This is a genomic window from Micromonospora sp. NPDC047527 (assembly GCF_040643015.1).
Classification (GTDB): Bacteria; Actinomycetota; Actinomycetes; order Mycobacteriales; family Micromonosporaceae; genus Micromonospora.
Genome location: NZ_JBEYTK010000015.1, coordinates 1 through 18,722, shown reverse-complemented (window position 1 = coordinate 18,722; position 18,722 = coordinate 1). Strand labels below are relative to the sequence as shown.

Genomic DNA, 18,722 nt, shown 5'->3' with positions numbered 1-18,722 from the left:
AGTGCCACTGCTCCTGCTGGACCTGGACAACACCCTGCTGGACCGGGCCGGGCCGTTCCGCCGCTGGGGTGAGCGCTTCCTGGACGGCATCGGCGCGCCCCCCGCCGACATCGACTGGCTGATCTCCCTCGACGCCGACGGGCTGACCGACCGCTGGGATCTGGCAGATGCCATCCGGGACCGGTACGAGCTGCGCATCCCCTCGATCGACCTGGTCGAGGAGCTGCACGACGGGGTGGTGGAGCAGACCCGGCTCGACTCGCTGACCGCCTGCGCGCTGCGGATAGCCGACGACGCCGGCTGGGTGCCGGTGGTGGTCTGCAACGGCACGGTTCGCGTCGAGGACGCCAAGATCCGCCGGACCGGCCTGGACCGCTACGTCGCCGACTGGGTGATCTCCGAGGAGGCCGGGGTCAGCAAGCCCAACCCGCGGATCTTCGCGCTCGCCGCGCAGCGGGTCCGGATGCCGCTGCGGGGCGCCTGGGTGGTCGGCGACAGCCCGGAGGCGGACATCGGGGGCGCTGCGGCCGTCGGGCTGCCCAGCGTCTGGCTGCACCGGGGACGGACCTGGTCGGACGTCCGGTTCGCGCCGAGCCGCACCGTGGACGGTCTGATCGCCGCGGTCGCCACGGTGCTCGCGAGCTGACCCACGGCGGGTCGGTGCGGCGCCGGGGTAATTCGGTTGACCGTTTGTCGGGGTCGCCGCGAGGATGGGCGGCGCATCGTGCACCCGGGCGTTCGCCCGGTCGAGGAGAGGGGGTCGGTCATGGCCGTCTTCGCAGGTCGCTTCCAGCTGCCTTTCTCAGCCTCGACCAAGGGAACCTCACCACAGTGCGCGATCATGACCTTCCGGCGCTTCAGCGCCGGACTCGCGGCAAGAGCCGCTTCGACGACGACGAACCGCAGTATCTGAAGCGCGGGCGGCCCACCGAACTGCCCGCCGACCCCGACGACGAACCCGACCCCGACACGGGCGAGCGGTGGTCGTCCTGGGACGACGCCGTACACGGGCCCGAACCGCACCCGCAGTGGCTGGTCACCGAGCTGGCAGCCAAGGACACCGAGCTGGGTGTGCTGAAGACCGGCAAGGAGGCGGACGTCCACCTCGTCCGCCGGGCGGTGCCCGACACGGACCGTTCCTGCCTGCTGGCCGTGAAGCGGTACCGGGACGCCGAGCACCGGATGTTCCACCGCGACGCCGGCTACCTGGAGGGCCGCCGGGTGCGCCGTTCCCGGGAGAACCGGGCGATGGCCGGCCGGACGGCCTTCGGCCGGCAGATGATCGCCGGGCAGTGGGCGGCGGCCGAGTTCGCCGCGCTGGCCCGGCTCTGGGAGATCAACGGCGGGCACGACCGGATCGCCGTGCCGTACCCGGTGCAGGTGCGCGGCACCGAGCTGATGCTGGAGTTCGTCGGTGACGCCGAGTCGGGCGAGGCCGCGCCCCGGCTGGCCCAGCTGCGGCCCGGTCCGTCGGCGCTACGCGACCTGTGGGATCAGCTGGTGGAGGCGCTGCGGGTGCTGGCCCGGGCCGGCTACGCGCACGGCGACCTGTCGCCGTACAACCTGCTCGTGCATCGGGGGCGGCTGGTCGTGATCGACCTGCCGCAGGTGGTCGACGTGGTGGCGAACCCACAGGGGCCCGAGTTCCTGGCCCGCGACGTACGGGTGGTCGGCGCCTGGTTCGTGGCGCGGGGGTTGACCGCCGAGCAGGTCGACCCGGGCGAGCTGACCGGGGAGCTGCTGCGTGAGGCGGGCCTGCGCTGACCGGGACGGATCGGGCGAGCCTGGCCGCCCGACCCGCCCGCGCCACTCACTGGAGGTAGCGCTCCACCTCGGGCTTGGGTCGTTCGCCCTGTGCGTCGGGGTCGCCGTGGGTGTCCCGGGCGGCCCGGCGGCGGCGCAGCAGGTCCCAGCACTGGTCGAGGGACTCCTCCAGGTTGCGTAGCCGCTCGCTGGTCTCGCCCTCGGTGCCCGACTCGTGGGCCTGGGCCTCGGCGCGCAGCCGGTGTTCCTCGTCGACCAGTTCGGAGATCCGGTTCAAGATGGTCTTGTCGTCCATGCCACAGAGCCTGGCACAGGGTGCCCGGCGTCGCCCGGATTCGCAGGGACCGGTGCGCCCCGACGCACCCGCCGGGGTCTGCTGGCCGGGGCGGCCGGTGGGGCCGTCGCGCCGGGCGGCCCGCGACACCCACCGAAGCCGGGCGTCCAGCGTCCCGGCACTCGGGACCGCGGGCGACCGGCGGCGCAGGTCAGGACGGCGGCCGGGCGGGACGGCCTCGGGGCAGATTCGGTTGCCTGGGTCTACCAGCGCGACCTGCACCGGAGCCGCGTTACGACCGTCCACTAGGGACATCACGACCTCGTCTGCGACGTGGCGAACCTGGCGTGGGCATGGAAATCTCACCGGTCAGAGGTCTAGAGGTGCCCCGGATTTGGTGAGATGCTGTCCGTCGCCCAGAAGGTGAAAGTTCCACAGCTCCGACCGGCCGAAGTGGACAACTCAGGCCGGCGGACCGACGAGGAGACGCCATGCCCCAGGTGTCCGATGCCGGCCCCGCCCCCGTCAGCACCGAACCCCGGATGATCCCGCTGCGTCGCGTCCTGCCCGCGCTGGTCCGCGACCCGCTCGGCGCGCTGGTCGGCTTCGCGGACGACGCCGCCGGGGAGGTCGTCCGGCTCAACCTCGGCTCGTTCCGCCCCTACCTGGTCAGCCATCCGGAGCATCTGCAACGCGTCCTGCGGGACAACGTTGCCAACTACACCCGCGACGGGGACGGTCTGCTCTGGCGGCCGGTCCGCCGGATCGTCGGCGACGCCATCCTGGTCGCCGAGGGCGAGGTCTGGGAATCCAGCCGGGGCGCGCTGCAACCGCTGTTCACCGCGAAGCGGGCCGAGACGCTGGTCGACAAGATGGCCGAGGCGATCAACGAGGCCGTCGACGAGTGGCTGGAACCCGCCCGCGAGGGCCGGCCGATCGACGGCGGCGCCGAACTGACCCGGATCGTGCTGCGCACCACCATGCGGGTGCTCTTCGCCGACCGGATCTCGGTGCCCGACGCGCTGCGGATCAGCGCCGCGCTGGACACCCTCACCACCGCGATGCTCCCGCGCCTGCTGGTGCCCTTCGTGCCGTACGCGGTGCCGATGCCCCGCGACCGCGCCTTCAACGAGGCGGTACGGACCATCGACGAGGTGGTGCTGCCGATCATCCGGGAGGCCCGGGCCCGACCCACCGACGGCGACGACATCATCTCCACCCTCTGCCGGCCGCGCGCCGACGGCAGCGAACCCGACGAGTACGCGATCCGCGGCGACGTGGTGGCCATGTTCTCCACCGCCACCGAGACCACCATCGCCCTGCTCTCCTGGCTCTGGCCGGTGCTGGCGTCCCGGCCCGACGTGGCCGAGCGGATGACCGACGAGATCGAGCAGGTGGTCGGCACCGAACGGGTCCGCCGCGAGCACCTGCCCGAGCTGCGGTACGGCCGGATGGTCCTCGACGAGATGCTGCGGCTCTACCCGGCGGGCTGGATGATCCCCCGGACCGCGGTCGGCGACGACGTGCTCGGCGGTGTGCGGATCAAGGCCGGTGGCACCGTGCTGGTCAGCCCGTACGTCACCCAGCGGATGTCGACGTTCTGGGACGACCCGAACAGCTTCGATCCGGAGCGCTTCGCCCCGGAGCGGCCCCGGCGGCCCTACCGCTACTCCTACTTCCCGTTCGGCGGTGGGCCGCACCAGTGCCTCGGGCAGTACCTGTTCCTGCTTGAGGCGCAGCTCATCGTCAGCACCGTGCTGAGCCGCTACCGCTTCCAGCTGCGCCAACCGGCCGACCTGACGCCCCGGATGGGCGCCTCGCTGCAACCCAAGCAGCGGGCCGAGCTGATCCTCACCCCGGTCGCCCGGCCGGTCGTGCCGTGACGGGCGCGCCGTGGCCGGTGCAGACCGGTCCCGATCCGGTCGCCGAGCAGGGCCGGGTGTGCGCGCTCGCCGTGCGCGGTGTCCGCGATCTGCAGGGCGTCACCGCCGCCCACCCGGAGCTGTTCGACGCGGCACCGTTCGACCCGGCGCTGCTCAGCTCGGTGGCCACCGTGGTCGCCTTCATCGCGCCGTGGCACACCGCCGCCGAACTGCGGATCACCACCCGTACCGTGCTCTGGGTCTTCGCGGCCGACTGGCAGATCGACTACCTCGCCCGGTCCGTGGACGACGTCCGGCAGGTGGTGACCGACTGCCTGGCGGTGGCCGACGGCGCGGCGCCCCCGCCGGGGCGACACCTGGCCCGGCTGCTGGCGGACCTGCGCGACGAGCTGGCCACCGTGCCGGCGTTCGCCCGGCTGCGCCCGATCTGGCGCGACGAGTTGGCCCGGATGCTCGCCGCTGCGGCTCGGGAGTGGGACTGGAAGAACCTGCCGACCGACCCGACCACCGGGCGACGCCTGCCGGACCTGGACCGCTACCTGGAGAACGCCGACAACTCTGGCAGCTCCTTCGTCAACGTCACCCACTGGATCGCCACCGGGGACGACAAGACGCTTGCCCAGCTGACCGACCTGCTGGACGCCGGACGTGGCGTACAGCGCGTGCTGCGGCTGGTCAACGACCTGGCCACGCACGGCCGGGACGCCGAGTGGGGTGACCTGAACGCCCTGCTGCTGGTCGACGACCCGGCGCAGGTGCACGCCCGGTTGGCCGAGCTGACCACCCGCGCCCGTCGCGACCTGGCCGCGCTCGCCGAGCGCTGCCCCCGCCAGGCCGACTACCTGCACCGGCAGATCTCCTTCACCGGCGGCTTCTACCAGGTGTCGGACTTCTGGGGGGAACGCGATGAGTGACGGTGCCTTCCGCGTCCTGGCCGACCCCGCCACCGGCCGCGACCCGGCGACCGACGCCGCCCGTGAGCTGATCGCCGGCCTGGCGCTTCGGCCGTGGGGGCAGGTGGCCGCCTCGGTATACGAGAGCGCCCGCCTGGTCGCCGACGCGCCCTGGCTGCCCGGGCACGACGAGCGGATCGGGTTCCTCCTGCGCGCGCAGCGCCCGGACGGCGCGTGGGGTCCACCCGAGGGGTACGCCCTCGTGCCCACGCTGAGTGCCACCGACGCGCTGCTCGCCGCGCTGGCCGACGGTGGAGGGACCAGTACGCACCTGCTCGCCCCGGCGGCCAGAGGGTTGGCGGTGCTCAGCGGCCGGCTGCTCGCCGCCGACGCGCGGACGCTGCCGGACACCCCGGCACTGGACCTCATCGTCCCGGCGCTGGTCGAGTCGATCAACGACCGGCTGGACCGGGTGACCTGGGAGCAGTTGCCCACCCCGCCGCTGACGCTGCCCCCGGGCCTCGGGGTAGACCGGCTGCGGGCGGTGCGGGCGGCGGTGGCCGCCGGGGCGGCACTGCCCACGAAGCTGGCCCACTTCTACGAGGTGCTGGGCGCGATGCCCACCGACGCCGGCCCCACCCTCACCGCCGTCGGCGCGTCACCGGCGGCGACCGCCGCCTGGTTGAGCGCGGCCGGCCCGGACGCCGGCCCCAGCGCCCACGCCTTCCTGCGGGAGTTGATCCGGGACGGCCGTGGCCCGGTGCCCTGCCCGACTCCGATCACCGTGTTCGAACGGGCCTGGGTGCTCAGCGGGCTGAGACGGGCCGGCGTCGCGGTCAACCCGCCGGCCGCCGTGTTGGACACCCTGACCGCCGCCACCGCCGCGACGGGCGTGGCCACCGGCGAAGGGCTGCCCACCGACGCCGACACCACCTCGGTGGCCCTGGACGCGCTGGCCCGACTCGGCCGACCCGCCGACCCGGCCGGGCTGTGGGCGTACGAGACGGCGGACGGCTTCTGCACCTGGCCGGGGAGCGAGGACGGCTTCTCGGTCACCACCAACGCGCACGTGCTGGACGCGTTCGGCCAGCACGTGGCGGCGTATCCCGACGCCGACGCGCGATACCACCGGACGGTCGGGCGGCTCAGCCTCGTGCTACCCGAGCACCAACTCCCGGACGGCCGCTGGCAGGACCGCTGGCACGCCTCCCCGTACTACGCCACGGCCTGCTGCGTGCTGGCGCTGGCCGAGTTCGGTCGGGGTGGCGCGGCGGCCGAGGCCGTGGACCGGGCGGCCGGCTGGGTGCTGGCCAACCAACGCGCCGACGGCTCGTGGGGACGGTGGGCCGGCACCGCCGAGGAGACCGCGTACGCCCTGCAGGTGTTGCTGGAGGCGCCGACGGGTGCGCCGCGAGTCGCTGACGCGGTGGCCCGGGGGCACGCCTACCTGCACCAACCATCCGGTCCCGAGCACCCTCCACTGTGGTACGGCAAGGAGCTGTACTGTCCTACCGCCATCGTCGCCTCGGCGGTGCTCGCCGCCTGCCGGCTGGCAGCCGTTCACCTCGCGGGCGCCGACCGTTCGGTGGTGGATTGTGGTTACCAGGCAAGAAAAACAGCGACTTGAGGGGTTGTGTGGACACTGCTAGCGTACGCAGAGCCTCAGCCCCGTATGCCCCGCCGTGGCGGGGACGTCGTCTTCCATGATCACCCGTTGATGAGCTGAGTCAACGCCCGGCCTGGGACGGTTCAATGCGTTCTCGCGGTACGAGTATCCGCACCAAGGTTGTCGCCCTCCTGCTCTCCCTGGTCGCGCTCTGGATGTTCGCGGCATGGGTGACCCTGCGGGACGGCTTCAACCTGCTCGGTGTCCAGGTGATCAACAGCAGGGTCTACGCGCCCAGTGAGCCGCTGCTGCGGGAGCTCCAGCTGGAACGGCGGCTGACCCAGGCGTACCTGAGCAACCCCGACGCCGAGCAGCGGGCGGCGTTGGAGGCAAAGCAGCGCGAGACCGCGAAGCTGGCGGGCGACTTCGCCGACTCGGTCCGCAACTGGCAGGTCGACGTGGCCGGCAGCTCCGCGCTCGACGCCCAGCTGAACGCGACGATCACGCGGATCAACTCGCTGGAGCAGACCCGCGCGCAGGTGCTCGGCCGCTCCGTGGACCGGGTTTCCGCCGCCGACGCCTACACCGGCGCGATCGAGTCGATCTTCCAGGTCTACGACGTCACCGGCAGCCTGGACGACAAGGCGATCGCCGCCGACGCGGCCGCCCTGATCCAGCTCAACCGGATGAAGGAGCTGGTCTCCCAGGAGGACGCGCTGCTCAGCGGCCTGTTCGGCAACGGACGGATGAGCGGGCCGGAGTACGCGCGCTACGTCGCCCTGGTCGGCTCCGAGCGGTTCCTCGGCGAGGAGACCCGGTCCCGGCTCAGTGACGCCGACCAGCGCCGCTACCAGCAGCTCGTCGAGGGCGAGGCGTTCACCCGGCTGCGCGCCGTGCAGGACAGCATCATCCGCGAGGGCCGCCCCGCCACCCAGTTGCCGATCAGCGCCGAGCAGTGGCGTGGCACGGTCGAGCCGGCGCTGGCCGACGTGAACGACGTGGTGGTCGCCGGCGGTGAGGGCATCGTGGACCGGGCGACAGGCGTCGCCGTGATGGTCGTCGTCCGGTTGGTGCTCGCCACCGGCCTGGGCCTGCTCGCCGTCATCGCGTCCGTCGTCGTCTCGATCACCACGGCCCGCACCCTGCTCCGCCAGTTGGAGCGGCTGCGGGAGGCCGCCTGGCAGCTCGCTGACGAGCGGCTTCCCCGGGTGGTGGAGCGACTCGGCCGGGGCGAGGAGGTCGACGTGGCCACCGAGGCGCCTCCGCTGGAGTTCGGCACCGACGAGATCGGCCAGGTCGGCAAGGCGTTCAACGCGGTCCAGGAGACCGCCCTGCGCACCGCCGTCGAGCAGGCCGATCTGCGCCGCAACGTCCGCGAGGTCTTCCTCAGCCTGGCCCGGCGCACCCAGGCGCTGGTGCACCGCCAGCTCACCCTGCTCGACGCCATGGAGCGGCGGGAGCACGACGCCGAGGAGTTGGAGGACCTGTTCCGGGTCGACCACCTGGCCACCCGGATGCGGCGTAACGCCGAGAACCTGATCGTGCTCTCCGGCTCCACCCCGGGCCGGGCCTGGCGGCGCAACGTCCCGATGGTCGACGTGGTGCGTGGCGCGGTGGCCGAGGTCGAGGACTACACCCGGGTCAACGTGCTGCCACTCGGGCCGGTCTCCCTCGCCGGCCGGGCGGTCGGCGACATCATCCACCTGCTCGCCGAACTCATCGAGAACGGCCTGTCGTTCTCCCCGCCGCACACCACCGTCGAGGTCCGCGGCCAACTGGTGGCCAACGGGTTCGCCATCGAGATCGAGGACCGGGGCCTCGGCATGAGCGAGGAGGACCTGGCCGCGGCGAACCACCGCATCGTCGACCAGTCCGAGCTGAACCTCGCCAACGCCGCCCGCCTCGGCCTCTACGTGGTGAGCCGGCTGACCGAGCGGCACGGCGTGCGGGTCCGGCTCAAGGAGTCGGCGTACGGCGGCACCACCGCCGTCGTGCTGATCCCGCTGGAGCTGGTCAGCGAGAACGGGGCCAGCCCGGAGGACTCCGGCGCGCTCCCGACCGGGCCGGCCATCGCGCTACCGGCGGCGTCGACCCCCGGTGGCGACGCCGGCCGCCCCGCTCTCCGCTCGCCGGTCGCGCTGGCCGCCCCGGCGGTCGACAACTCGGCACCGGGCACGAGCGCGCCGCAGCCGGTGACCCCTGCGGCTCCGGCAGTGGCCGGCAGCGCCATCGAGACCGGGCAGGTCGACGGGGGCGACGCGGACGTCGTACTCCCCACCCGGCAGCGGACCACCCCGGCCACCGGGACGCCGGGGCTGCCCACCCGGGCCCGGCGCACCCCGGGCCAGTCGGCCCTGGAGGGGCCAACGGTCGCCACCGGCCTGCCCGCGATCGACCGGGCGGGCCCGGCGTCCGACGCCGGCGAACCGGGCGCTGACGGCGGGCCGGTTCCGGCCCGGTCAGAGACGGACCGGACCGGATCCGGCCTGCCGGTCCGGATTCGGCAGGCGAACATCGTGCCCGAGCTGCGCGACGACCCGGCGGCGACCGAGTCCGACGAGGAGGACGTGGTACGCCCACCGGACCAGGTGCGCCGGATGATGAGCTCCTACCAAAGCGGCACCCGACGCGGTCGCACCGACGCGGCACGACTGCTCGGCGGAGCGTCCGGCTCGCCTGCGGCGACGCCCGAACCCACCGACGAGGAACCGCAAGCCACCTGACCGAGCGCCGGCGCTGCGGTTCCCGCGCGGTGTGACGGTCAGACCCAAGACGAGTACGGCGCAACTGCCGGGCGAGAAGAGGACGACGAAGTGGCCCAGAAGACGGCTTCGAGTGCCGACCTGACGTGGTTGCTGGACGATCTGGTGGGGCGGGTGAAGCAGGCCGAGCACGCGGTCGCGCTCTCCTCCGACGGGCTGTTGATGGCTTCCTCGCAGGGGTTGAACCGGGACGACGGCGAGCACCTCGCGGCGATGGCGGCCGGAATCCAGAGCCTGGCCCGGGGCGCCGGCAAGCGCTTCGGTGGCGGCCAGGTGCAGCAGACCATCATCGAGATGCAGTCGTCCTTCCTGTTCGTCACCGCCGCCGGCCGCAACGCCTGCCTGGCGGTTCTGGCCACCGAGGACGCCGACGTCGGCCTGATCGCGTACGAGATGGCGATGCTTGTCACCCGGGTCGGCAAGTACGTGGCCTCCCCGTCCCGAGACAACGTTCAGCCGGCCGGCGAGCGGTAACGGCCATGACGGTGCAGGGAGAGTCCGCGGACCATCAGTGGGTGGACGACCATGCGGGCCCGGTGGTCCGTCCATACGCGGTGACACGCGGGCGGGCCCGCCCGGTCACCGGCACATTCGACCTGATCTCCCTGGTCACCGCGACCCGAGCCGACGTCACACCGGAGGCCGGTCTCGGACCCGAACACCTGGCGATCGTCGGCCTGTGCCAGCGAATACAGTCCGTCGCCGAGATCGCCGCCCACCTCGACCTGCCGGTGGGCACCATCCGGGTGCTCCTCGGCGACCTCGCGGCCCGCAGCCTGGTGCAGGTACGCGAACCACAGACCACGGCCGGTCTTCCCGACAACAGCATCTTCGAGGCGGTAATCAATGGACTACGGGCACTCTGACCGGCCGGCGGGAGCGACCCCACTGCCCACCGCGATCAAGATCCTGGTCGCCGGTGGCTTCGGTGTGGGCAAGACCACCATGGTCGGCGCGGTGAGCGAGACCCGGCCGTTGCGCACCGAGGAGGTGCTGACCGAGACCGGGGTCGGCATCGACGACCTGTCCGGGGTGGAGGGCAAGACCACCACCACCGTGGCGATGGACTTCGGCCGGATCACCATCAGCGACGACCTGGTGCTCTACCTGTTCGGCACGCCCGGTCAGGACCGCTTCTGGTTCGTGTGGGACGAGCTGGCACTGGGCGCGATCGGGGCGGTGGTGCTGGCCGACACCCGCCGGCTGGCCGACTGCTTCCCATCGATCGACTACTTCGAGGGTCGGGGCACGCCGTTCGTGGTGGCGGTGAACTGCTTCGAGGGCGCCCGGCAGTACCGGCTCGACGAGGTGCAGACCGCTCTCAACCTGGACCCGGGGGTGCCGGTGTTGCTCTGTGACGCCCGCCAGCGCGAGTCCAGCAAGGAGGTGCTCGTCACCCTCATGGAGCACGCCATGAAGACCCGCGAGGCCCGCCGCCGCGCCGCCGCCGGGGGCTGACCGACGGCCCGGGGAAATTTTTCGGCGCCCGCTGTCCGGTACGGCCCTGGCCGAACGTCATGCTGGCGACACCTGGACACACGAGGGAGCGCCAGATGAAGTACATGATGTTCGTCTGCACCGACAGCGAGCCGGACACCGACCCGACCGACCTGCCCGACGTCGAGAAGTGGGTGGCCGACAATGACGCCCGGGGCCGCCGCCTCACCGGCGACCAGCTGGCGCCGACCAGCGCGGCCACCACGGTCCGGGTACGCGACGGCGAACTGCTCGTCTCCGAGGGGCCGTTCGCCGAGACCGCGGAGGTGATCGTGGGCTTCGACCTGCTCGAATGCGCCGACCTGGACGAGGCCATCGAGGTGGCCCGCGCCCACCCGATGGCACGGGAGGGGCGGCTGGAGTTGCGGCCGCTCATGACCCTGCCCGACTGACCGGATGGCCGGGACCGAAGACCCGGCCGGCGCGCACGACCCGGCCGGCGCGCACGACCCGGCCGGCGCGCACGACCCGGCCGGCGCGCACGACCGGGCCGGCGTCCGCGACAGGCACGGCGCGCATGACAACGGTGGCGTCCGTGTCAGCGCCAGCGCCAGCGCCCGCGACAACGCCGGTACGCACGACAGGGCCGGTGGGCGCCACAACGGGGGTGTGGCCGCGACGGCGCAGGCCGTCGCGGCTGCCGGCACCCACGCGTACCCACGAATCGTCGCGACCCTGATCCGGGTGACCGGCGACTGGGCGCTGGCCGAGGACTGCGCCCAGGAGGCGCTCACCGCTGCCCTCGAACGCTGGCCGGCCGACGGCGTGCCGGCCAACCCGGGCGGCTGGCTGATGACAGTCGCGCGCAACCGGGCGATCGACGTACTGCGCCGGGCCGCCGTGGAGCGCCGCAAGCTGCACGATCTGGCGGTGCTCACGGCGGCCGACGGGCAGCCCGACCCCGAGGCGGGGCAGGACGTGGTGGACGACCGACTGCGGCTGATCTTCACCTGCTGCCACCCGGCGCTGGCCATCGAGGCCCGGGTGGCGTTGACGCTGCGCACCGTCTGCGGGGTGCCGACCGCCGACATCGCCCGCCTCCTGCTGGTCAGCGAGTCGACGATGACCCGACGGCTGACCCGTGCACGGACCCGCATCGCGCAGGCCGGCATCCCGTACCGGGTGCCGGCCGGGCCGGCGCTGGTCGAGCGGCTGCCCGGTGTGCTCGCCGTGCTGTACCTGCTGTTCACCCGGGGCTATCTCCCCGACGGCGAGCCGGCCTTCGCCGACGAGGCGGTCCGGCTGGCCCGGCTGCTGGACGCCCTGATGCCGGGGCACTCCGAGGTGGCCGCGCTGCGGGCGCTGATGCTGTTTCAGCACTCCCGGCGCGACGCCCGTCGGGACGCCGCCGGTGACCTCGTCCCGCTCGACCGGCAGGATCGCCGCCGATGGGACGACGCGTCCATCGCCGAAGGGCTCTCCGCGCTGGCCCGGGTCCGGCACGATGGGCCGTATGCGTGGCAGGCCCGCATCGCCGCCTGCCACGCCACCGCCGAATCCGTCGAGGCCACCGACTGGCCGGGGATCGCGCGAGCCTACGACGCGTTGATCGGCATCCGGCGCTCCCCGGTGGTCGCGCTCAACCGGGCGGTCGCGCACGGCTACGCGTACGGGCCGGCCGTGGGGTTGGCGTTGCTTGACGCGGCCCGCGCCGGGGGCGCCCTGGACGGTCAGCCCCTCGCGGTGGCCGTGGAGGCCGACCTGGTGGCCCGGCAGGGTGACCGGCCGCGCGCTGCCACCCTGTTCCGCCGGGCGGCAGAGGCGGTGGGTTCCACGGCCGAGCGTCGCGCCCTGCTGGCCCGGGCCGGCGAACTCACCACGTAGCCGCCCGGCCGGGCTGACCTGCCCGGCGTGGCCTGCTCACCGCGCGGGCCGGGACGGCTCGGTACGAGACGTCGGCTACCGGGTGGTCACCCAGCAGATGCGCGAGGACCTGCCCGCCGAGCGGCCGCCGTCACAGGCGGGTGGCGGTCCGCACGAGGCCGGCGAGCGCCCGGGACCGGCTGTGCGGCGGCCAGGCGATCACGGTGGTCACCGCGGGCGCGTCCGGCACCGGCACGGCTGCCAAGTCGGCGAGCAGCAGCGACCGGCAGGACTCCGGCAGCACCACTGCGGCGCGGCCGAGCGCGATGTGCTGGAACAACTGGGCGTGGTCCCGGACCTCGGGGCCCGGACCGTCCGGATACGACCCGTCGGCCCGGGGCCAGCGCGGCATCGGCAGGCCGGGCAGCGTCTCCACCTCGGCCATCCGCAGGTGTGGCCGTCGGGCCAGCGGATGTCCGGCCGGCAGGACCGCCACCTGCTGCTCGGTGACCAGTTCCTCGGTGTCCAGGCCGGTCGTCGAGTCGAACGGCAGGTGCAGCAGCGCCACGTCGGCCCGCCCGTCGCGCAGCAGCCGTTCCTGTTCGCCGATGCCGCACAGCAGCACCTCGACGGGGACCGCGTCCGGCTCGGCCGCGTACGCGTCGAGCAGTTTCGGTAGCAGCTCGCTCGACGCGCCCGCCTTTGTCACCAGAACCAGCCCGGGGTCGCCGTTCGTGGCCTGACCGGCGCGGCGGGTACGGCGGTCGGCGGCCTCCACGGCGTCGAGGGCGGCTCGGCCCTCCCGTAGCAGCACCGCACCGGCCGCGGTCAGCGTGACGCTGCGGCTGTCCCGTTCCAGCAGGGTCACGCCGAGTCGCCGTTCGAGTTGCCGGATCGCCCGCGACAGCGGCGGCTGGGCGATGCCGAGGCGGCGCGCCGCTCGGCCGAAGTGCAGCTCCTCGGCCACGGCCACGAAGTAGCGAAGCTCCCGCGTCTCCATCCCGCCACCGTATCGCCGGATCGATACCCGCCGGGTATCGCCCGCTACTCAGGTGGTGTTGGAGGCCCGTATGCCGCGCGGACAGGATCGACGACATGAGCGAACGAACGATCGCGCTGGTGACGGGCGCGAACAAGGGCATCGGGTACGAGATCGCGGCGGGCCTGGGCGCGCTGGGCTGGCGGGTGGGAGTCGGCGCGCGGGACGATCAGCGCCGGGAGACGGCGGTGGCGAAGCTGCGCGCGGGCGGCGTGGACGCGTTCGGCGTACCGCTGGACGTGACCGACGACGCGAGCGTGGCTGCCGCCGCCAGGCTGCTGGAGACGGAGGCCGGCGGTCTCGATGTGCTGGTCAACAACGCGGGCATCACCGGTGGTGAGCCGCAGCACCCCGTCGGGGTGGACATCGAGACCGTGCGGGCGGCCGTGGAGGTCAACGTGATCGGCGTCGTGCGGGTGGTCGAGGCGATGCTGCCGCTGCTGCGCCGCTCGGCCTCGCCCCGGATCGTCAACATGTCCAGCGGCGTCGGGTCACTGACCCGGCAGAGCGCCTCGGCCGGCGAACATCAGACGGGGCCGCTGTCCGTGGCGTACGCGCCGTCGAAGACCATGCTCAACGCGGTGACCATCCAGTACGCCCGGGCGCTGGCCGACACCGACATCCTGGTCAACGCCGCCTGCCCGGGTTTCACCGCGACCGACCTCAACGCCTTCCGGGGCGTGCGGACCCCGCAGCAGGGCGCGGCGATCGCGCTCCGGCTGGCGACGCTGCCCGACGACGGGCCGACCGGCGGCTACTTCGAGGACGCGGGCGTGATCCCGTGGTGAGGGTGGCCCGTCAGCACCACATCACCGGGTTGCCGGTGGCCACCGACGCCGCGCACAGCCGGCGTAGCGGCTCCACAATGTAGGCGAAGTCGTCGCCCGACCGGCTCCGGATCCGCACGGCGAGCCGCTCGGGCGGCGGCGCGCACCGGTTTCCGGCGGCTCAGGTGACTGCGAGCAGCACGGCCTCCCCGCGCTCCGCCCCGGTGCGGTAGAAGTCGCGCAGCGCGGTGAAGTGCGGCAGCAGGTAGTTGTCGAACTCATCGTCGCCGTCGTCCCAGATATGCGGGTAGATCTCGGCGTCCGACAGGGCGGCCGGGTCGTAGCGGTCCCGCAGGGTCGCCTCGTCCAGCGTGCCGAGCCCGGCGGCCACGGCGCGGACGACGTCCGGGGTGAGCAGCCGGGCCGGGCCCATCCCGAGATCCGGGCCGATCGGGTCACCACCCAGGATGGCCGGCCCGACGTCGCCCCGGATCTCGTACGTGTCGCCGGTCAGCAGGTAGTGCAGCCCGTGCCACGCCTTGTCGAGGTCGAGCTCGTCCGGGCCACCCTGGAACAGGGTGCCGACCTTCTCCGGGTCGGCGAGCACCGCCGCCAGTTCCTCGGCGGACAGCCGGCGTGCGTTGAAGATCATGCCCACGGGGTTGCCTCTCGGGGGTGCCGGTCGGAATCGGCGGCAGCGTAGCGCGAGCGTCCGACAGGCGTGCCATTATCCGGGCACCCTCGGCACGGTGGAGGCATGACCGAACCGACACCGACATCGGCGTACCCATGGGTGGTGCTGCCGCTGACCGGCCACCGCGCGTGCGGTCCGGCCTGGCGCTGCGCGCCGTCGCGCTCCGGCTGCGATGGTCCACGGTACGACGAGGGCCGCTCCCCGCCGGAGCGGGAAGCGGCCCTGTATCAGCCGTACGCGATCAGTTGGCGATCATGCGGCGCAGCACGTACTGCAGGATGCCGCCGTGCCGGTAGTAGTCCGCCTCACCCGGGGTGTCGATCCGGACCACGGCCTCGAACTCCACGCCGCTGTCGGTCGTGACCGTCACGGTGCGCGGCGTCTCGCCGTCGTTCAGGGCGGTCACCCCGGTGATGGTGAACATCTCGGTGCCGGTGAGGCCGAGCGACTCGGCGGTGGTGTCCACCGGGAACTGCAGCGGCAGCACGCCCATGCCGATCAGGTTCGAGCGGTGGATCCGCTCGTACGACTCGGCGATGACAGCCCGGACGCCCAGCAGCATGGTGCCCTTGGCCGCCCAGTCCCGCGACGAGCCGGAACCGTACTCCTTGCCGGCCAGCACGACCAGCGGGATGCCGGCCTCCTGGTAGGCCGCCGAGGCGTCGTAGATCGAGGTCTGCTGGCCGGTGAGGTGGTTGACGGTGAAGCCACCCTCCACACCCGGGACCAGCTGGTTGCGCAGCCGGATGTTGGCGAACGTGCCTCGGATCATCACCTCGTGGTTGCCCCGCCGGGAGCCGTACGAGTTGAACTCGTGCCGCGGCACGCCGTGCTCGGCCAGGTACTTACCGGCGGGGGAGTCGGCCTTGATCGAGCCGGCCGGCGAGATGTGGTCGGTGGTCACCGAGTCACCCAGCTTGGCCAGCACGCGGGCGCCCGAGATGTCGACGACCGGCTGCGGCTCGCGCTGCATGCCCTCGAAGTACGGGGGCTTGCGCACGTAGGTGGAGTCGTCGGCCCAGGCGAACGTGTCGCCGGTCGGGGTGGGCAGCGACTGCCACTGCTCGTCGCCGGCGAACACGTCGGCGTACGCCGCGCTGAACCCGGCGGCGCCGAGCGCCTGGGCGATGACGTCCTGGATCTCGGCGCTGTTCGGCCAGATCTCGCGCAGGAAGACCGGGTTGCCCTCGGTGTCCTCACCGATCGGCTCGTTGGCCAGGTCGATGTCCATCGTGCCGGCGAGGGCGTAGGCGACGACCAGCGGCGGAGACGCAAGGTAGTTCATCTTGACGTCCGGGTTGATCCGGCCCTCGAAGTTCCGGTTGCCCGAGAGCACCGACACGACCGACAGATCATGCTCGTTGACCGCGGCGGACACCTCCTCGGGCAGCGGACCCGAGTTGCCGATGCAGGTGGTGCAGCCGTACCCGACCAGGTTGAAGCCGAGCTTGTTCAGGTACGGCGTGAGGCCGGCCCGCTCGTAGTAGTCCATGACGACCTTGGAGCCCGGAGCCAGTGTGGTCTTCACCCACGGCTTGCGGGTCAGGCCCTTCTCCACGGCGTTACGGGCCAGCAGGGCCGCCCCGATCATCACCTGCGGGTTGGACGTGTTGGTGCAGGAGGTGATCGCGGCGATCACCACGGCGCCGTGGTCCAGCTCGTACTCGACGCCGTCGGCGCCGGTCACGCGGACCGGGTTGGTGGCCCGACCGCCGGCGCCGACCGCCGCGGTTTCCAGGTCGCGCGGCTCGTCGGCCGGGTCGCTGAACTCGTTGGCCGGCGGGTCGCTGGCCGGGAACGACTCGGCGCTGGCCTCGTCGGCCGGGCCGTTGGCGCCGCGCGGCAGCTCCTCGCGGGCCACGCCCGGCTTGAGGTCGCGCTCACCCACGGAGTCGTCGGCGACGTAGTCGGTCAGCGCGGAGCGGAACAGCGTCTTCGCGGTGCCCAGCGGCACCCGGTCCTGCGGGCGCTTCGGGCCGGCGAGCGACGGCTCGATGGAGCTGAGATCCAGCTCCAGGCGCTCCGAGTAGGCCGGCTCGGCCTCCGGGTCGTGCCAGATGCCCTGCTCCTTGGCGTACGCCTCGACGAGCGCCACCTGGGCGGCGTCCCGGCCGGTCAGCTCCAGGTAGCGGATGGTCTCCGCGTCGATCGGGAAGATCGCCACCGTCGAGCCGTACTCGGGGGACATGTTGCCGATGGTGGCCCGGTTGGCCAGCGGCACGGCGCTCACGCCCGGGCCGTAGAACTCGACGAACTTGCCGACCACACCGTGCTTGCGCAGCATCTCGGTGATGGTCAGCACCAGGTCGGTGGCGGTGGTGCCGGCCGGCATCTCGCCGTGCAGCTTGAAGCCCACCACCCGGGGGATCAGCATGCTGACGGGCTGGCCGAGCATCGCGGCCTCGGCCTCGATGCCGCCGACGCCCCAGCCCAGCACGCCCAGGCCGTTGACCATCGTGGTGTGCGAGTCGGTGCCGACGACGGTGTCCGGGTACGCCTGGCCGTTGCGCTCCATGATCGTACGGGCCAGGTACTCGATGTTGACCTGGTGCACGATGCCGGTGCCCGGCGGGACGACCTTGAACTCGTTGAACGCGGTCTGACCCCAGCGCAGGAACTGGTAGCGCTCCTTGTTGCGCTCGTACTCCAACTCGACGTTGCGGGCGAACGCGTCCTCGCGGCCGAACAGGTCGGCGATCACCGAGTGGTCGATGACCAGCTCGGCCGGGGCGAGGGGGTTGACCTTCGTGGCGTCGCCGCCGAGGTCGCGCACGGCCTCACGCATGGTGGCCAGGTCGACCACGCAGGGCACGCCGGTGAAGTCCTGCATGAGCACCCGCGCCGGGGTGAACTGGATTTCCACGCTCGGGGCGGCGTCGGGGTCCCACCCGCCGAGCTGACGGATGTGTTCGGCGGTGATGTTCGCGCCGTCCTCGGTCCGCAGCAGGTTCTCCAGGAGGATCTTCAGGCTGTACGGCAGCCGATCGTGGCCGTCCACCTTGTCGATCCGGAAAATCTCGTAGCTCGCGTCTCCGACGCGTAGCTGGGTCTTCGCACCGAAGGTGTCGAGGCTCGCCACGTCGTACTCCTTCACACCAGCGACCGTGAGTAGTCCTGAGCAGTCTGTCGTACCGGCCGAGGTGCCGCCGAGGTTAGGTAACACTTACAGCCGATCCGCTCTCGAATAAAACCGTACGTCCGTCTTGCTAGTTACGCAACCCGGGCCGCCTCTGCCGCCCCTCCTCACCCCTAGCCTCCTAGGACGCGCTACGGGGTGTGCGCGGTGCCTCCGGGCGTGGGCCGAAGAGGGTGGCCATCGCCAGCGACCAATCGAGTACGTGGCCTCGTGGGCGATGCCGTTGTCTGGTGCGGGTCGGACTCTCGCGGCGGTCGGCGCGCTGGATCGCTTCACGACAGCCGACGCGTTGAATCGTTTACGGCATCAGCTCCAAAGGACCAGCGGACCATGTGGTGCCGGCTGTGCTCGCGGCCGGCTCACGTGTATGACGGTGAAGGGCCGGGCCCTGGGTGGGTCCGGCCCTTCGGTCGGTTGGCCAGGTGGGCCTGGCTCGTCCTGGCCGCTGGCTAATGGCATGACGAAGGGCCGGGCCCTTGGTGGGGTCCGGCCCTTCGGGGGTGGGTGGTGGTGGGGTCAGCTGGTGGCGTAGCCGCGGGTGGCGATCCAGTCGGCGAGGTGGTCGATGGTGACGTCGTAGGAGGCGGTGTTGGGGTTGGCGGAG

16 protein-coding genes and 1 pseudogene are annotated in these 18,722 nt (G+C 72.5%); 12 read left to right on the top strand and 5 right to left on the bottom strand.

The genetic code is table 11. From position 1 onward, the window contains the following. Position 1 precedes the first annotated feature (1 nt). The gene (locus ABZ808_RS30530; protein WP_357012864.1) at positions 2-646 is read left to right on the top strand and encodes an HAD family hydrolase; all 645 of its coding nucleotides are present in this window, start codon (positions 2-4) and stop codon (positions 644-646) included. A gap of 185 nt (positions 647-831) precedes the next feature. After that, positions 832-1,764, top strand: a complete 933-nt coding sequence (locus tag ABZ808_RS30525) for an RIO1 family regulatory kinase/ATPase (protein WP_357012863.1) — start codon at positions 832-834, stop codon at positions 1,762-1,764. 46 nt (positions 1,765-1,810) lie between these two features. Here the strand turns inward: ABZ808_RS30525 and ABZ808_RS30520 are convergent, their stop codons facing one another. After that, positions 1,811-2,059, bottom strand: coding sequence for a DUF2630 family protein (locus ABZ808_RS30520; protein ID WP_357012862.1), 249 nt, complete (start codon positions 2,057-2,059; stop codon positions 1,811-1,813). Positions 2,060-2,583: 524 nt separating this feature from the next. Here ABZ808_RS30520 and ABZ808_RS30515 point away from each other — a divergent pair. From ABZ808_RS30515 to ABZ808_RS30475, 9 genes are all read left to right on the top strand, one after another. After that, entirely contained in the window at positions 2,584-3,921 is a 1,338-nt protein-coding gene (locus ABZ808_RS30515; protein ID WP_357012902.1) for a cytochrome P450, read from the top strand. Continuing rightward, on the top strand, positions 3,918-4,835 hold the full coding sequence (locus ABZ808_RS30510; RefSeq protein ID WP_357012861.1) for a terpene synthase family protein: 918 nt from the start codon (positions 3,918-3,920) through the stop codon (positions 4,833-4,835). The genes ABZ808_RS30515 and ABZ808_RS30510 overlap by 4 nt, the downstream gene beginning before the upstream one ends. Continuing rightward, positions 4,828-6,441 (top strand): prenyltransferase, encoded by a 1,614-nt coding sequence (locus ABZ808_RS30505; RefSeq protein WP_357012860.1) that lies wholly within the window; start codon positions 4,828-4,830, stop codon positions 6,439-6,441. Before ABZ808_RS30510 ends, ABZ808_RS30505 begins: the two co-directional genes overlap by 8 nt. Before the next feature lie 125 nt (positions 6,442-6,566). Continuing rightward, positions 6,567-9,143, top strand: coding sequence for a nitrate- and nitrite sensing domain-containing protein (locus ABZ808_RS30500; RefSeq protein ID WP_357012859.1), 2,577 nt, complete (start codon positions 6,567-6,569; stop codon positions 9,141-9,143). 90 nt (positions 9,144-9,233) lie between these two features. Beyond that, on the top strand, positions 9,234-9,656 hold the full coding sequence (locus ABZ808_RS30495) for a roadblock/LC7 domain-containing protein (protein ID WP_357012858.1): 423 nt from the start codon (positions 9,234-9,236) through the stop codon (positions 9,654-9,656). Positions 9,657-9,661: 5 nt separating this feature from the next. Further along, positions 9,662-10,048 carry a DUF742 domain-containing protein gene (locus ABZ808_RS30490; RefSeq protein ID WP_053657059.1) on the top strand — a complete coding sequence of 129 codons (387 nt, stop codon included), beginning with the start codon at positions 9,662-9,664 and terminating at the stop codon, positions 10,046-10,048. After that, complete coding sequence (locus ABZ808_RS30485) at positions 10,029-10,640, top strand: ATP/GTP-binding protein (protein ID WP_357012857.1); 612 nt, start codon at positions 10,029-10,031, stop codon at positions 10,638-10,640. Before ABZ808_RS30490 ends, ABZ808_RS30485 begins: the two co-directional genes overlap by 20 nt. Before the next feature lie 95 nt (positions 10,641-10,735). Next, positions 10,736-11,071 (top strand): YciI family protein, encoded by a 336-nt coding sequence (locus tag ABZ808_RS30480; RefSeq protein WP_357012856.1) that lies wholly within the window; start codon positions 10,736-10,738, stop codon positions 11,069-11,071. Between the two features lie 217 nt (positions 11,072-11,288). Then, positions 11,289-12,503 (top strand): sigma-70 family RNA polymerase sigma factor, encoded by a 1,215-nt coding sequence (locus ABZ808_RS30475; RefSeq protein ID WP_357012901.1) that lies wholly within the window; start codon positions 11,289-11,291, stop codon positions 12,501-12,503. 130 nt (positions 12,504-12,633) lie between these two features. Here ABZ808_RS30475 and ABZ808_RS30470 read toward each other — a convergent pair whose 3' ends face one another. Continuing rightward, positions 12,634-13,482: a LysR family transcriptional regulator gene (locus ABZ808_RS30470; RefSeq protein WP_357012855.1), complete on the bottom strand. Its 849-nt coding sequence runs from the start codon at positions 13,480-13,482 to the stop codon at positions 12,634-12,636. A 95-nt stretch (positions 13,483-13,577) separates the two neighbouring features. Here ABZ808_RS30470 and ABZ808_RS30465 point away from each other — a divergent pair, with 95 nt between their 5' ends. Further along, the gene (locus ABZ808_RS30465) at positions 13,578-14,309 is read left to right on the top strand and encodes an SDR family NAD(P)-dependent oxidoreductase (protein ID WP_357012854.1); all 732 of its coding nucleotides are present in this window, start codon (positions 13,578-13,580) and stop codon (positions 14,307-14,309) included. Between the two features lie 160 nt (positions 14,310-14,469). Here ABZ808_RS30465 and ABZ808_RS30460 read toward each other — a convergent pair whose 3' ends face one another. From ABZ808_RS30460 to ABZ808_RS30450, 3 genes and pseudogenes are all read right to left on the bottom strand, one after another. Further along, positions 14,470-14,940 (bottom strand): YfbM family protein, encoded by a 471-nt coding sequence (locus tag ABZ808_RS30460; RefSeq protein WP_357012853.1) that lies wholly within the window; start codon positions 14,938-14,940, stop codon positions 14,470-14,472. A 283-nt stretch (positions 14,941-15,223) separates the two neighbouring features. Continuing rightward, complete coding sequence (locus ABZ808_RS30455) at positions 15,224-18,076, bottom strand: aconitate hydratase (RefSeq protein WP_357012852.1); 2,853 nt, start codon at positions 18,074-18,076, stop codon at positions 15,224-15,226. 558 nt (positions 18,077-18,634) lie between these two features. After that, positions 18,635-18,722: pseudogene (locus tag ABZ808_RS30450) on the bottom strand (phytochelatin synthase); the annotation flags it as partial.